This window comes from Ramlibacter tataouinensis (assembly GCF_027941915.1).
GTDB lineage: Bacteria > Pseudomonadota > Gammaproteobacteria > Burkholderiales > Burkholderiaceae_C > Ramlibacter > Ramlibacter tataouinensis_C.
Genome location: NZ_CP116009.1, coordinates 2,210,814 through 2,223,179 on the forward strand (window position 1 = coordinate 2,210,814; position 12,366 = coordinate 2,223,179).

General features: G+C 70.3%; 13 protein-coding genes. 6 read left to right on the plus strand and 7 right to left on the minus strand.

The window, feature by feature from the left end; genetic code table 11:
- Positions 1 to 2: 2 nt before the first annotated feature.
- Positions 3 to 242 (minus strand): hypothetical protein, encoded by a 240-nt coding sequence (locus PE066_RS10365; RefSeq protein WP_271236456.1) that lies wholly within the window; start codon positions 240 to 242, stop codon positions 3 to 5.
- Between the two features lie 124 nt (positions 243 to 366).
- Between PE066_RS10365 and PE066_RS10370 the strand changes: the two genes are divergently transcribed.
- The 3 genes from PE066_RS10370 to corA all read left to right on the plus strand — a co-directional run bounded on the left by PE066_RS10370 (position 367) and on the right by corA (position 3,347).
- The gene (locus tag PE066_RS10370; RefSeq protein WP_271236457.1) at positions 367 to 975 is read left to right on the plus strand and encodes a cysteine hydrolase family protein; all 609 of its coding nucleotides are present in this window, start codon (positions 367 to 369) and stop codon (positions 973 to 975) included.
- Between the two features lie 60 nt (positions 976 to 1,035).
- Positions 1,036 to 2,232, plus strand: a complete 1,197-nt coding sequence (locus PE066_RS10375; RefSeq protein ID WP_271236458.1) for a patatin-like phospholipase family protein — start codon at positions 1,036 to 1,038, stop codon at positions 2,230 to 2,232.
- 128 nt (positions 2,233 to 2,360) lie between these two features.
- A complete protein-coding gene (corA, locus tag PE066_RS10380; RefSeq protein ID WP_271236459.1) occupies positions 2,361 to 3,347 on the plus strand; it encodes a magnesium/cobalt transporter CorA in 987 nt (328 codons plus the stop codon).
- 39 nt (positions 3,348 to 3,386) lie between these two features.
- On the opposite strand, the gene PE066_RS10385 is transcribed toward corA, so the two are convergent.
- The 5 genes from PE066_RS10385 to PE066_RS10405 all read right to left on the minus strand — a co-directional run bounded on the left by PE066_RS10385 (position 3,387) and on the right by PE066_RS10405 (position 8,751).
- Positions 3,387 to 4,079 (minus strand): 5'-methylthioadenosine/adenosylhomocysteine nucleosidase, encoded by a 693-nt coding sequence (locus PE066_RS10385; protein ID WP_271236460.1) that lies wholly within the window; start codon positions 4,077 to 4,079, stop codon positions 3,387 to 3,389.
- Between the two features lie 3 nt (positions 4,080 to 4,082).
- Positions 4,083 to 5,762 carry a long-chain-fatty-acid--CoA ligase gene (locus PE066_RS10390; RefSeq protein ID WP_271236461.1) on the minus strand — a complete coding sequence of 560 codons (1,680 nt, stop codon included), beginning with the start codon at positions 5,760 to 5,762 and terminating at the stop codon, positions 4,083 to 4,085.
- A 138-nt stretch (positions 5,763 to 5,900) separates the two neighbouring features.
- Positions 5,901 to 7,328 (minus strand): NAD(P)(+) transhydrogenase (Re/Si-specific) subunit beta, encoded by a 1,428-nt coding sequence (locus tag PE066_RS10395; protein ID WP_271236462.1) that lies wholly within the window; start codon positions 7,326 to 7,328, stop codon positions 5,901 to 5,903.
- Entirely contained in the window at positions 7,325 to 7,633 is a 309-nt protein-coding gene (locus PE066_RS10400; protein WP_271236463.1) for an NAD(P) transhydrogenase subunit alpha, read from the minus strand. The genes PE066_RS10395 and PE066_RS10400 overlap by 4 nt, the downstream gene beginning before the upstream one ends.
- Positions 7,634 to 7,635: 2 nt before the next feature.
- Positions 7,636 to 8,751 carry a Re/Si-specific NAD(P)(+) transhydrogenase subunit alpha gene (locus PE066_RS10405; protein WP_271236464.1) on the minus strand — a complete coding sequence of 372 codons (1,116 nt, stop codon included), beginning with the start codon at positions 8,749 to 8,751 and terminating at the stop codon, positions 7,636 to 7,638.
- 163 nt (positions 8,752 to 8,914) lie between these two features.
- On the opposite strand from PE066_RS10405, the gene PE066_RS10410 reads away from it, so the two are divergent.
- Genes PE066_RS10410 through mnmA form a run of 3 tightly spaced genes read left to right on the plus strand, consistent with a single transcriptional unit; the run spans position 8,915 to position 11,283 of the window.
- Complete coding sequence (locus PE066_RS10410; RefSeq protein WP_271236465.1) at positions 8,915 to 9,637, plus strand: hypothetical protein; 723 nt, start codon at positions 8,915 to 8,917, stop codon at positions 9,635 to 9,637.
- Positions 9,638 to 9,648: 11 nt separating this feature from the next.
- A complete protein-coding gene (locus tag PE066_RS10415; RefSeq protein WP_271236466.1) occupies positions 9,649 to 10,128 on the plus strand; it encodes an NUDIX hydrolase in 480 nt (159 codons plus the stop codon).
- 45 nt (positions 10,129 to 10,173) lie between these two features.
- The gene (gene mnmA / locus PE066_RS10420) at positions 10,174 to 11,283 is read left to right on the plus strand and encodes a tRNA 2-thiouridine(34) synthase MnmA (RefSeq protein WP_271236467.1); all 1,110 of its coding nucleotides are present in this window, start codon (positions 10,174 to 10,176) and stop codon (positions 11,281 to 11,283) included.
- Here mnmA and PE066_RS10425 read toward each other — a convergent pair.
- The gene (locus PE066_RS10425; RefSeq protein WP_271236468.1) at positions 11,261 to 12,229 is read right to left on the minus strand and encodes an NAD(P)H-dependent flavin oxidoreductase; all 969 of its coding nucleotides are present in this window, start codon (positions 12,227 to 12,229) and stop codon (positions 11,261 to 11,263) included. The genes mnmA and PE066_RS10425 overlap by 23 nt on opposite strands.
- Between the last annotated feature and the right edge of the window lie 137 nt (positions 12,230 to 12,366).

The following is a 12,366-nucleotide window of genomic DNA, read 5'->3' on the forward strand; positions in this document are numbered from 1 at the left end:
GCTCAACTGCCGCTGTCGTTGCGGGGAGTGGGCTTGCCGCCTTCCGGCGCCGCCGGCCGGCGGGCCTGCGGACTGAGGAAGGGCCAGGGGTGTCCGGGGCGGACCCGCCGCGCCGGCTGCGCCATCGCCTTGTCGTCGCCGGCGGGGCGCCAGCCGGTGCGGCTGGCGTTGGGGTCGTTGGCTAGCTGGATCATGGGCATGTCTCCGGGGTCCACCGGGTCCACCCGATGGGATGCATCCACTCTAGGGAGGCGACCTCATCGGGTCTGTCGGACGGGTCGGCCCGCGGCTGTAGGACGGGTCCTGCTGCCGAGCCACGGCGTTGGACGGCAGGCCCGCCGCGGCGCCAGCCGCAGAATCGCCGCCATGCCGCACCGGATCCGCGACACCGGCGTGCGTGCGACCCGACTGCCCCGCAGTCCGCGCGTGCTCCTGCTGGTCGACTTCATCGCCCCGCTGGACTTTCCCGGCGCCGGGCAACTGGCGGCGCGCGCCGTGGCCGCGGCGCGCGCGACGGCCGCGCTGAAGCGACGCCTGCGCGACGAGGGCGTGGCCTGCGTCTATGCCAACGACAACTACGGCGTGTGGCAGTCGGACTTCCACAGCCAGGTCTCCAGCTGCCTGGGCCTGGACGGGGCGCCGGCCGAGATCGCCCGCCTGCTGTACCCGCAGGCCGACGACATCACCATCCTCAAGCCGCGGCACTCGGCCTTCTACGGCTCCCCGCTGGAGATCCTGCTGGCCGAAATGGACACCAGCGAACTGGTGATCTGCGGCATGGCCGCCGACATGTGCGTGCAGATGACCGCCGCCGACGCCTTCCTGCGCCAGTACCGCACCTGGGTGCCCTCCGACTGCACCGCCGCCGAGACCGAAGAAGCCAAGGCCGGCGCGCTGGCCTACATGGCATCGGTGCTCAAGTGCGACGTGCAGCCTGCCGACGGGACTGCGCCGCCGCGCGCGCCAAGACCCTGAGCCCGCGCGCCCGCCGGCGCTGCTCTACCATGCAGCGCGAGGAGCGGGAGAAAGCGGCGCATGAGCCAGGGGACCATCATCCATGCCGGCCCGGACAGGCCGGACCGGCCGCTGCATGCGCTGGTGCTGATGGGCGGCGGGGCCCGCACCGCCTACCAGGCCGGGGTGCTGCAGGCCATCGCGTCGATGCTGCGGCTGCAGCCGCAGGCCGCTGCCTTCCCGTTCCAGGTGCTGGTGGGCACTTCGGCCGGGGCGCTCAACGTCGCCTACCTCGCCAGCACCGCCACGCAGGGCCTGGACGCCTTCGATGCGCTGTCGGCGTTCTGGGCCCGGCTGCGCAGCGCCGACGTCTATGACCTGCAGGTGCCGGCCTGGGTGCGCTTCAGCCGGCTGGTCACCGCCGTGCGCCTGTGGGGCCGGGCCCGGCGCGCCGGCGCCATCCTCGACACCATGCCGCTGGTGGACAGCCTGCACCGGGCGATCTCGCTGGCCGGCATCGAGGATTCGCTGGCCGCCGGCGCGATCGAAGCGGTGGCGGTCACCGCCTCCAGCTACACCAGCGGCGTGCACTGGACCTTCTGCCACACCGCCGCGGACGCCCGGCGCCCCGCCTGGGACCGGCCCGGCCGGCGTGCCGAATTCCAGCCGCTGACCATCGAGCACCTGATGGCGTCCAGCGCCATCCCGTTCCTGTTTCCGTCCACCCCGCTGTGGGTGGACGGCCGGCGCGAGTACTTCGGCGACGGCTCGATGCGGCAGATGTCGCCGCTGTCGCCGGCCATGCACCTGGGCGCCCGGCGCATCCTGGTGGTGGGCGTCGGCCAGCCCGAGCGCGCCGGTCTGGCCGGCAACGGCGCCGGCGGCGAGCCGGGCCTAGGCGCCATCGCCGGCCATGCCATGGCCAGCGTGTTCCACGACACGCTGCAGGCCGACGTGGAACAGGCCCAGCGCATGACCCGTACGCTGCGGCAGTTGCCGCCCGAGATGGCCGCCGCACTGCCTTACCGCAGCACCGACGTGCTGGCCATCCAGCCCTCGCAATCGCTGGATGCGATCGCCCAGCGCCACCTCCACCTGCTGCCCGCGGCCGTGCGCCGCGCGCTCGGCGGACTGGGCGCCGGCAAGGGCGGCGGCGCGCTGGCCAGCTACCTGCTGTTCGAGCCGGCCTTCGTGCGCGCGCTGATCGACCTCGGCGAGCAGGATGCGTATGCGCGCAAGCCACAACTGCTCGCCTTTCTCGACCGCCGCGCGCCATAATCCGCGCGTTTGCCAACTCGCCAGATCGCTCCTTCGGAAAGCTGCCCCTGGTAGCAGCTTCCGGTTGTCCGTGAGCGGCGTTGGAATCATCTTGCACGACGCCGACCAGAATCCACGGAAGTAGGGCCATGCTCAACGTCTTCACGCTCGCCAATGGGCGCCTGTTCCAGGAAGAGATCGAGTCGCTCGAGGAACTGTCCCGGTTCCAGCCGATCTGGGTCGACCTGGAGTCGCCCACGCTGGAGGAAAAGCGCTGGGTCAAGCAGTACTACGGCCTGTCCATCCCCGAGGACGTGATGGACGAGGACATCGAGGAGTCGGCGCGCTTCTACGAGGAAGACAACGGCGAGCTGCACATCCGCAGCGACTTCCTGATCGCCGACGACGAGGAGACCCGCTCGGTGCGGGTGGCGTTCATCCTGAACCAGATGAACGAGGCGCTGAAGAGCCGCGGCGTGCTGTTCTCCATCCACGACGAGGACGTGCCGGTGTTCCGGCTGCTGCGGCTGCGCGCGCGCCGCTCGCCCGGCCTGATCGAGGACGCCAAGGACGTCATGCTCAAGCTGTTCGACGGCGACGCCGAGTACTCGGCCGACGCGCTCGAGGGCATCTACGACGAGCTCGAGAAGGTCAGCCGGCAGGTGCTGGCCGGCGAGGTGACCGACACCCTGGCCGGCGAAGTGCTGAACGCCATCGCCCGCCAGGAGGACCTGAACGGGCGCATCCGCCGCAACGTGATGGACACCCGGCGCGCGGTCAGCTTCATGATGCGCAGCCGCATGCTGTCGTCCGACCAGTTCGAGGAAGCGCGCCAGATCCTGCGCGACATCGAGTCGCTGGACAACCACACGGCGTTCCTGTTCGACAAGATCAACTTCCTGATGGACGCCACCGTCGGCTTCATCAACATCAACCAGAACAAGATCATCAAGATCTTCTCGGTCGCCAGCGTGGCGCTGCTGCCGCCGACGCTGGTGGCCAGCGTTTACGGCATGAACTTCCGGTTCATGCCGGAGTTCCAGTGGGAGTTCGGGTACCCGTTCGCGATCTCCCTGATGGCAGCCAGCGCGCTGCTGCCCATGTGGTACTTCCGCAAGCGGGGCTGGCTGCGCTAAGGCGCTCGCCGCCGCCGTGCGCCAGCGGCACCCGGGGCGTCAGGCCAGCAGCGCCTGGACGATCGCCGCCGAATGCGGGCTGGCGACTTCGCGCACGAAGCGGGTGAAGTCGCCGGGCGCTGCGTCGTCGGCGCGGTCGGAGATCGTGCGCACGGCCGCGAAGGGAACGCCGCAGTCGTGGCAGACCTGGGCGACGGCCGCGCCCTCCATCTCCACCGCCAGCGCCTGCGGCAGTTCGGCTTGCAGGGCGCGGCTTTCCGCCGTGGTGGACACGAAGCGGTCCCCGCTGATCACCAGCCCGCGGTGCAGTCGCGCCGCTGGCAGGGCGCGGGCCACGGCAGCGGCCAGCCGCTGTGTCAGCGCCGCATCGGTGTGGAACTCGCTGGTGCCGTACAGCGGCACCTCGTAGCGCGGGAAGATCGGCGAGGCGTCCAGGTCGTGCTGCAGGAAGCGGTCGGCCACCACCACGTCGCCCACCTGCACCCCCGGCGCGAGCCCGCCGGCCACGCCGGTGAAGACGATCTCGCCGACGTCGAAACGCTCGATGAGGAGGGTGGCCGTGGTCGCCGCCGCCACCTTGCCGATGCGCGAGAGCACCGCCACCACCTCGCGGCCGTGCAGGTGGCCGACCCAGAACTCGCGCCCGGCCGCGACCTGCCGGCTCTCGTCGGGCATGAGGTCCAGCACGGCGGCCAGCTCCTCGTGCATGGCGGAGACGATGGCGGTGCGCATGGGCTAGGTCTTGTCGCGCAGCTCCCGGCGCAGGATCTTGCCCACCGGCGTCTTGGGCAGGTCGGTGCGGAACTCGATCACGCGCGGCTGCTTGTAGCCGGTCAGGTTGGCGCGGCAGAACTCGCGCACCTGCTGCTCGGTCAGCGCCGGGTCCTTCCGGACGACCACCAGCTTGACCGCCTCGCCGGTCTTCTCGTCGGGCACCCCGACCACGGCGCACTCGAGCACGCCCGGCATGCCGGCGACCACGTCCTCGACCTCGTTCGGGTAGACGTTGAAGCCCGAGACCAGCACCATGTCCTTCTTGCGGTCGATGATCTTGAAGTAGCCGCGCTCGTCCATGACGCCGATGTCGCCGCTCTTGAAGAAGCCGTCGGCGGTCATGACCTTGGCGGTCTCGTCCGGGCGCTGCCAGTAGCCGGCCATCACCTGCGGACCCTTGATCGCGATCTCGCCGGGCTGGCCCATCGGCACTTCATTGCCGTCGTCGTCCACGCACTTCATGACGGTGGACGGCAGCGGCACGCCGATGGTGCCGGTGAAGGCGGCGCTGGTCACCGGGTTGCAGCTGGCCGACGGCGAGGTCTCCGACAGGCCGTAGCCCTCGCAGATCGGGCAGCCGGTCTTGTCCAGCCACTTCTGCGCGACCGCGCCCTGCACCGCCATGCCGCCGCCGACCGAGACCTTCAGGTTGCTCCAGTCGACCTTGTTGAAATCGGGGTGGTTGGCCAGGCCGTTGAACAGCGTGTTGACGGCCGGGAAGCTGTGGAAGGTGTGCTTGGACAACTCCTTGAGCACCGCCGGCAGGTCGCGCGGATTGGGAATCAGGATCAGCTTCCCGCCGGTGCGCATGTTCAGCATCATCCCGACGGTGAACGCGAAGATGTGGTACAGCGGCAGCGCGCAGATGCTGGTGGGCTGCTGGCCGGCCGGCACCTTGTTCATCACCGGCGCGTTCCAGGCCTCGGACTGCAGCACGTTGGCGATGACGTTGCGGTGCAGCAGTACCGCGCCCTTGGACACGCCGGTGGTGCCGCCGGTGTACTGCAGCACCGCCACGTCGTCCGGCTGGATGTCCACCGGCTTGAGCGTGGCGCGCGTGCCCTGGGCGATGGCGTCGTTGAAGCGCACTGCGCCCGGCAGGTTCCAGGCCGGCACCATCTTCTTGACGTTGCGCACCACGTAGTTGACCAGCGCGCCCTTGAGCAGGCCGAGCCGGTCGCCCATGGCCGCCAGCACCACGTGCTTGACCGGCGTCGCCGAGATGCACTGCTGCAGCGTGTTGGCGAAGTTCTCGATGATGACGATCGCCTTGGCGCCCGAGTCCTTCAGCTGGTGCTCCAGCTCGCGCGGGGTGTACAGCGGGTTGACGTTCACCACCACCATGCCGGCGCGCAGGATGCCGGCCACCGCCACCGGATACTGGGGCACGTTGGGCATCATGATCGCGACCCGGTCGCCCTTGGCCAGCCCCAGGCTTTGCAGGTAGGCGGCGAACGCCTGGCTCAGCGAGTCGGTCTCGCGGAAGGTCACGTCCTTGCCCATGAAACTGTAGGCGGTGCGGTCCGCGTTCTTGCGGAAAGCCTCCTCCATCAGCTGCACCAGCGAGCGGTACTGGGCGGGGTCGATCTCGGCCGGCACACCGGCGGGATAGGCACTGAGCCAGGGGTAGTCGTTGCTCATGGTTCTCTCCTCCGCGGTCTTCGATGGAAGAAAGCCCCGGGCGCGACGCCGCGGGGCAAAAAAACGGCCCCGCGGATTGTGTCGCGGGGCATGCCTTCTTGCGGCTGTGTTAACCCTATTCGCGCAGCCGACAGCCGGTCATTCGATCGCCTTGGCCATCTCCTCGACCACCTTCTTGGCGTCGCCGAACACCATCATGGTCTTGTCCATGTAGAACAGTTCGTTGTCCAGGCCGGCGTAGCCCGCGGCCATCGAGCGCTTGTTGACGATCACGGTCTTGGCCTTGTAGGCCTCCAGGATCGGCATGCCGTAGATCGGGCTGCCCTTTTGCAGCGCGGCCGGGTTCACCACGTCGTTGGCGCCCAGCACGATGGCCACGTCGGCCTGGCCGAACTCGCCGTTGATGTCCTCCATCTCGAACACCTGGTCGTAGGGCACCTCGGCCTCGGCCAGCAGCACGTTCATGTGGCCCGGCATGCGGCCGGCCACCGGATGGATGGCGTACTTGACGGTGACGCCCTTGTGGGTGAGCTTCTCGGCCAGTTCCTTGACCGCGTGCTGCGCGCGCGCCACCGCCAGCCCGTAGCCGGGCACGATCACCACCGTCTCGGCGTTGGACAGCAGGAAGGCGGCGTCCTCGGCGCTGCCGCTCTTGACCGTGCGCTGCACCGCCGCGCCGGTCGCCGCCGGGCCGGCCTCGCCGCCGAAGCCGCCCAGGATCACGTTGAAGAACGAGCGGTTCATCGCCTTGCACATGATGTAGCTCAGGATCGCGCCCGAGCTGCCCACCAGCGAGCCGGCGATGATCAGCATGCTGTTGTTCAGCGAGAAGCCGATGCCCGCGGCCGCCCAGCCCGAGTACGAGTTGAGCATCGACACCACCACCGGCATGTCGGCGCCGCCGATCGGGATGATGATCAGCACGCCCAGCACGAACGACAGCGCCAGCATGGCGAAGAACGCGGTCCAGTTGCCGGTGAAGGTGAACACCAGCCCCAGGCCGATCGTGACCAGCGCCAGCACCAGGTTCAGCAGGTGCTGGCCGGCGAACACCACCGGCGCGCCCTGGAACAGCCGGAACTTGTAGCTGCCCGACAGCTTGCCGAAGGCGATCACCGAGCCGCTGAAGGTGATCGCGCCGATGGCCGCGCCCAGGAACAGCTCGAGCCGGTTGCCGGTCGGGATCGGGTCGCCCTTGGGCAGGCCGTTGAGCAGCGCCGAGGGCTCCAGCACCGCGGCCACGGCGATGAACACCGCCGCCAGGCCGATCATGCTGTGGAAGAAGGCGACCAGCTCCGGCATCTTGGTCATCTCGACCGTGCGTGCCCGGTAGGCGCCGTAGGCGCCGCCGGCCACCAGCCCGAGCAGGACCCAGACCAGGCCGCGGCCGGAGCCGGCGGAGAGCTCGACGATCAGCGCAGCGGTGGTCAGCACGGCGATCGCCATGCCGGCCATGCCGAAGACATTGCCGCGGATCGAGGTGGTCGGGTGCGACAGGCCCTTGAGCGCCTGGATGAAGCAGACCGAGGCCGCCAGGTACAGCAGCACGACGAGGTTCATGCTCATTGGGCGCGCTCCGACTTCCTGTCCTTCTTCTTGAACATCTCCAGCATGCGCCGGGTGACCAGGAAGCCGCCGAAGATGTTCACCGCCGCCAGCGCGACCGCCAGGATGCCCATGGCCCGGCCGGCCCAGGTCTCGGTCTGCGCCGCCGCCAGCATGGCGCCGACGATGACGATGGCCGAGATGGCGTTGGTCACGGCCATCAGCGGCGTGTGCAGCGCCGGCGTGACGGTCCAGACCACGTGGTAGCCGACGTAGATGGCCAGCACGAAGATGATGAGGTTGGTGATGGTGTGACTGACTTCCACGGTCACTTCCTCCTGACTTCCCCGTCCTTGGCCATCAGGCACGCGGCCACGATGTCGTCGTCCAGGTCGATGTTCAGCTGGCCTTCCTTGTTCACGATCAGCTTGAGGAAGTCCAGCACGTTGCGGGCATACAGCGACGAGGCGTCGGCCGCCACCAGCGCCGGCAGGTTGGTCTCGCCGACCAGCGTGACCCCGTGCTTGACCACGGTGCGACCCGGCTCGGTGAGCGGGCAGTTGCCGCCCTGCGGCGCCGCCAGGTCGACGATCACCGAGCCCGGCTTCATCGACTGGACCATCTCCTCGGTCACCAGCACCGGCGCCGCGCGGCCGGGGATCAGGGCGGTGGTGATCACCACGTCGGCCTGGGCCACCCGCTTGGCGACTTCCGCCTTCTGCCGCTCCAGCCAGCTCGGCGGCATGGGCCGGGCATAGCCGCCCACGCCTTCGGCCGCTTCCTTTTCCTCGGCGGTCTCGTAGGGCACGTCGATGAACTTGGCGCCGAGCGACTCGACCTGCTCCTTGACCGACGGACGCACGTCCGAGGCCTCGATCACCGCCCCCAGCCGCTTGGCGGTGGCGATGGCCTGCAACCCCGCCACGCCAACCCCCAGGATGACCACCCGCGCCGCCTTCACGGTGCCGGCGGCGGTCATCAGCATGGGGAAGAAGCGCTGGTAGCGGTCGGCCGCGATCATCACCGCCTTGTAGCCGGCGATGTTGGCCTGCGAGCTCAGCACGTCCATGCTCTGGGCCCGGGTGGTGCGCGGCACCGCCTCCAGCGCGAACGCCGTCAGGCCGGCCGTCGCCAGGCGCTGCAGCCCGGGCGCATCGAAGGGGTTGAGCATGCCGACCACGGTGGCGCCCGGCTTCATGGCCGCCAGTTCGTCGTCCTGCGGCGCCCGCACCTTGAGCACCAGCTCGCAGCCGAGCGCGCCGGCCTGGTCGGTGATCTCCGCGCCGGCGGCGAGGTAGGCCGCATCCGGCGCGCTGGCGGCCAGGCCGGCCGCCGACGCGACCCGCACCGTGTGGCCTTGCGCCTTCAGCTTCTTCGCGGTTTCCGGCGTGACGGCAACGCGGGTTTCTCCCGCCGTGGTCTCGGCGGGCACGCCTATCTGCATGGGCGGACTCCTCGCTTTTTCTGTGCTTGTAAAAGTTGGTTCAAGCTTACCTGAACTCTGCAGCGCCGCCCGGCCGCTGCGCGGCTGGGCTGGGAGCGGTCCTACACCGACGCAAGCCGGCGTCCCACGCCGATGAGCTTTTCGGCCACCAAAGACTGCCCGGATGCCACGCCCCGCCTTCCTCTCCTCACCCCTGACCGGCGCCCGTGCCAATGGTGTCTGCTACCTGGGTGCCGCGCGTGCCCGGCGCAAGTTCGAGCTCTATTACCCGGACGGCTTCCTGGACGAAACCTACCTGATTGCCGAGCGCGCGTACAAGGAGCGGGCCCACCTCGAATGGCAGGCGGAGCTGGGGCCGGCCGAATTCCGCAAGCTGCTGGCGCGCGGCGAGTTCCGGCAGATCGCCGACATCGCCATCCGCATCGAGTCGCGCACCAACCTGCTGTTCTCGTTCGAGAAGATGGCCCTGCGCGACGCCCTGCGCACGCCGGCCGGGGCGCGCCTGTTCGCGCACGAGCTGTACGCCTTCCTGTACGGGCGCGGCGCGCCGCACCGCAAGTTCGACGACTGGGTGCAGGCGGTGGCCGACCTGCCCCGGCGCGACGCACGCGTGCTGACCTGGCCGGTGGTGACGGTGTTCGGCTTCATCGCCCGGCCCGATCGCCACCTGTTCCTCAAGCCCCGGGTGACGCGCAAGGCGGCGCGGGCGTACGGCTTCGATTTCGGCTACCGCCCCGAGCCGTCCTGGGGCGTGTACCAGGGGCTGCTGACGTTCGGCGCCATCATCCGGCGCGACCTCGACCGCCGGATGGGCTTCCGGGCGCGCGACATGATCGACGTGCAGTCCTTCATCTGGGTCCAGGGCTCCGAGGAATACGAGACCTGACAATCGGCGCGATGCAGCGCTGGAAACCCAACGTCACCGCCGCCGCCATCATCGAACGGGACGGCCGCTTCCTGTTGGTGGAGGAAGAAACCCGCGATGGACTCAAGCTGAACAACCCGGCCGGCCACCTGGAGCCGGGCGAATCGCCGGCGCAGGCCTGCGCCCGCGAGGCGCTGGAGGAAACCGCCCACCCGTTCGAGCCGACGGCGCTGGTCGGCATCTACCTGGCGCCGGCGCCGCACGCGGCGGGGGGCGAGGACCTGACTTACCTGCGCTTCGCGTTCTGCGGCCGCGTCGCCGAGCCGCGGTCCGGCCGGCCGCTGGATGACGGCATCGTGCGCGTCCTGTGGATGACGCCGGACGAGGTGCGCGCCAGCCGCGAGCGCCACCGCAGCCCCGCGGTGCTGCGCGGCATCGAGGACTACCTGGCCGGCATCCGCTACCCGCTGGCGCTGGTGACGGTGCACGGGCCGCTCCAGCGCGACGGCTGATCCCTGATCCGGCGCGGGCAAGGGCGGCGCCGGGATAATCCACCCATGGGCAGCAGTCGCAGGGTAGTGGTCGGCTTGAGCGGCGGGGTCGACTCCGCGGTCAGCGCCTGGCTGCTCAAGCAGCAGGGCTGGGACGTCGTCGGCATCTTCATGAAGAACTGGGAGGACGACGATGACGACGAATACTGCTCGTCGCGCCAGGACTTCCTGGACGCCGCCGCGGTCGCCGACGTGATCGGCATCGAGCTCGAGCACGTCAATTTCGCCGCCGCCTACAAGGACCGGGTCTTCGCCGAGTTCCTGCGCGAGTACCAGGCCGGCCGCACGCCCAACCCCGATGTGCTGTGCAACGCCGAGATCAAGTTCAAGGCCTTCCTCGACCACGCCATGCGGCTGGGCGCCGACAAGATCGCGACCGGCCACTATGCCCGGGTGCGCGAGGCCGACGGCCGCTTCGAGCTGCTCAAGGGGCTGGACGAGAGCAAGGACCAGAGCTACTTCCTGCACCGGCTGACCCAGGCACAGCTGGCGCGCAGCCTGTTCCCGGTGGGCGAGCTGCGCAAGACCGAGGTGCGGCGCATCGCCGCCGAGATCGGCCTGCCCAATGCGAAGAAGAAGGACTCCACCGGCATCTGCTTCATCGGCGAGCGGCCGTTCCGCGAGTTCCTCAACCGCTACATCGCGCGCGATCCCGGCCCGGTCAAGGACGAGCGCGGCCGGGTGATCGGCCAGCACCACGGCCTGTCGTTCTACACGCTCGGCCAGCGGCAGGGGCTGGGCATCGGCGGCGTCAAGCCCAAGGGGGCGCAGAAGGGGGGCGGCGAGCACGCCCCCTGGTTCGTGGCGCGCAAGGACGTGGCCGCCAACACGCTGTGGGTGGTGCAGGGCCACGACCACCCCTGGCTGCAGTCGGTCGCGCTGGAGGCGCAGGATGCGAGCTGGATCGCCGGCGCCGCGCCGGCCGCCGGCGCCTACGGCTCGAAGACCCGCTACCGCCAGGCCGACGCGCCCTGCGTGCTGGCGGCCGGCGCCAACGGCGCCTTCCAGTTGCAGTTCCCGCAGCCGCAATGGGCGGTGACGCCGGGCCAGTCGGCCGTGCTCTACGACGGCGAGGTCTGCCTGGGCGGCGGCGTCATCGCCGCGGCAGCGCGCTGAGGCACTCGCGCGCCTGCGCCGCCATCCGGCGCACCAGCTCGGCCGCCGGCGCCACGTCGTCGATCAGGCCCACGCCCTCGCCCACCATCACGCAGGTGTCCTGCGGGTTGCCCTCGGCGACGCCGCGCCAGTAGCGCGCCTCCTCGCGGGCCAGCACCGGCGGTTCGACCAGCTCCTGCTCTCGCCCATGCCACTCGGCGGCATAGCCGGTGTGCAGGATGCGGGCGGTGAAGCCGGGCGGCCAGACGTAGCGGCGCGCCAGGTCGGGCACCGTGCTGCGCACCGTGAGGTCGCCATCGGCGGCCCGGGCAGCGGCCTGCAGGCCGGGCGGGAACAGCGCCTCCGGGCTCATCAGCAGGCGGGTGCCGACCAGCACGCCGTCGGCGCCCAGCGCCAGCGCCGCGACCAGCCCGCGGCCATCGGCGACGCCGCCGGCCGCCAGCAGCAGCGTGTCCGGAGCCTCGCGTGCGATCAGGTCGGCCACTTCCGGCACCAGGGTGAAGGTGGCGCGCTGCAGGCCGTGGCCGCCGGCTTCGCTGCCCTGGGCCACCAGCACGTCGGCGCCGGCCGCCAGCGCTTCGCGCGCCATCGCCACGGTCTGGACCTGGCAGATCAGGCGGGCGCCGGCTTCGCGGATGCGCGGCGCGAACGGCGCCACCTCGCCGAAGGACAGCATCACCGCCGCCGGCCGGTGCGCCAGCGCCTGTTCCAGCAGCTGCGGCTGCTTCGCCAGCGACCAGGTGATGAAGCCGACCCCGATGCGGGCGTCACCGGCGGCGGCGAACTCGCGCTCGAGCCAGTCGGCCTCGCCGTAGCCGCCGCCGATCAGGCCCAGTCCGCCGGCCGCGCTGACCGCCGCCGCCAGCCGGCCGCCGGCGACCTTGCCCATGGGTGCGCCCACGATGGGCAGCTGGATGCCGAACTGGCGGGTGAAGCGCGTGTCCATGGATCCCTCCGGGCGACGAAAGGGAGCATCAGAGCACGGATAGCGCGGCAGCCGCAGGAACGGGCCCGGGTCGCCACAAGGTCAGCAGGGATGGCCGCTGCGGGCGCCCGGGCCGGGCGCCGGGGACGTTCAGGGCG

What these genes read in the sequence shown, in the direction of transcription:
- PE066_RS10370 (WP_271236457.1), top strand. Translation starts at nt 367, where the DNA reads ATGCCGCACCGGATCCGCGACACCGGCGTGCGTGCGACCCGACTGCCC.
- PE066_RS10405 (WP_271236464.1), bottom strand. Translation starts at nt 8,751, where the DNA reads ATGCAGATAGGCGTGCCCGCCGAGACCACGGCGGGAGAAACCCGCGTT.
- mnmA (WP_271236467.1), top strand. Translation starts at nt 10,174, where the DNA reads ATGGGCAGCAGTCGCAGGGTAGTGGTCGGCTTGAGCGGCGGGGTCGAC.
- PE066_RS10390 (WP_271236461.1), bottom strand. Translation starts at nt 5,762, where the DNA reads ATGAGCAACGACTACCCCTGGCTCAGTGCCTATCCCGCCGGTGTGCCG.
- PE066_RS10425 (WP_271236468.1), bottom strand. Translation starts at nt 12,229, where the DNA reads ATGGACACGCGCTTCACCCGCCAGTTCGGCATCCAGCTGCCCATCGTG.
- PE066_RS10385 (WP_271236460.1), bottom strand. Translation starts at nt 4,079, where the DNA reads ATGCGCACCGCCATCGTCTCCGCCATGCACGAGGAGCTGGCCGCCGTG.
- PE066_RS10395 (WP_271236462.1), bottom strand. Translation starts at nt 7,328, where the DNA reads ATGAGCATGAACCTCGTCGTGCTGCTGTACCTGGCGGCCTCGGTCTGC.
- PE066_RS10415 (WP_271236466.1), top strand. Translation starts at nt 9,649, where the DNA reads ATGCAGCGCTGGAAACCCAACGTCACCGCCGCCGCCATCATCGAACGG.
- PE066_RS10410 (WP_271236465.1), top strand. Translation starts at nt 8,915, where the DNA reads ATGCCACGCCCCGCCTTCCTCTCCTCACCCCTGACCGGCGCCCGTGCC.
- corA (WP_271236459.1), top strand. Translation starts at nt 2,361, where the DNA reads ATGCTCAACGTCTTCACGCTCGCCAATGGGCGCCTGTTCCAGGAAGAG.
- PE066_RS10375 (WP_271236458.1), top strand. Translation starts at nt 1,036, where the DNA reads ATGAGCCAGGGGACCATCATCCATGCCGGCCCGGACAGGCCGGACCGG.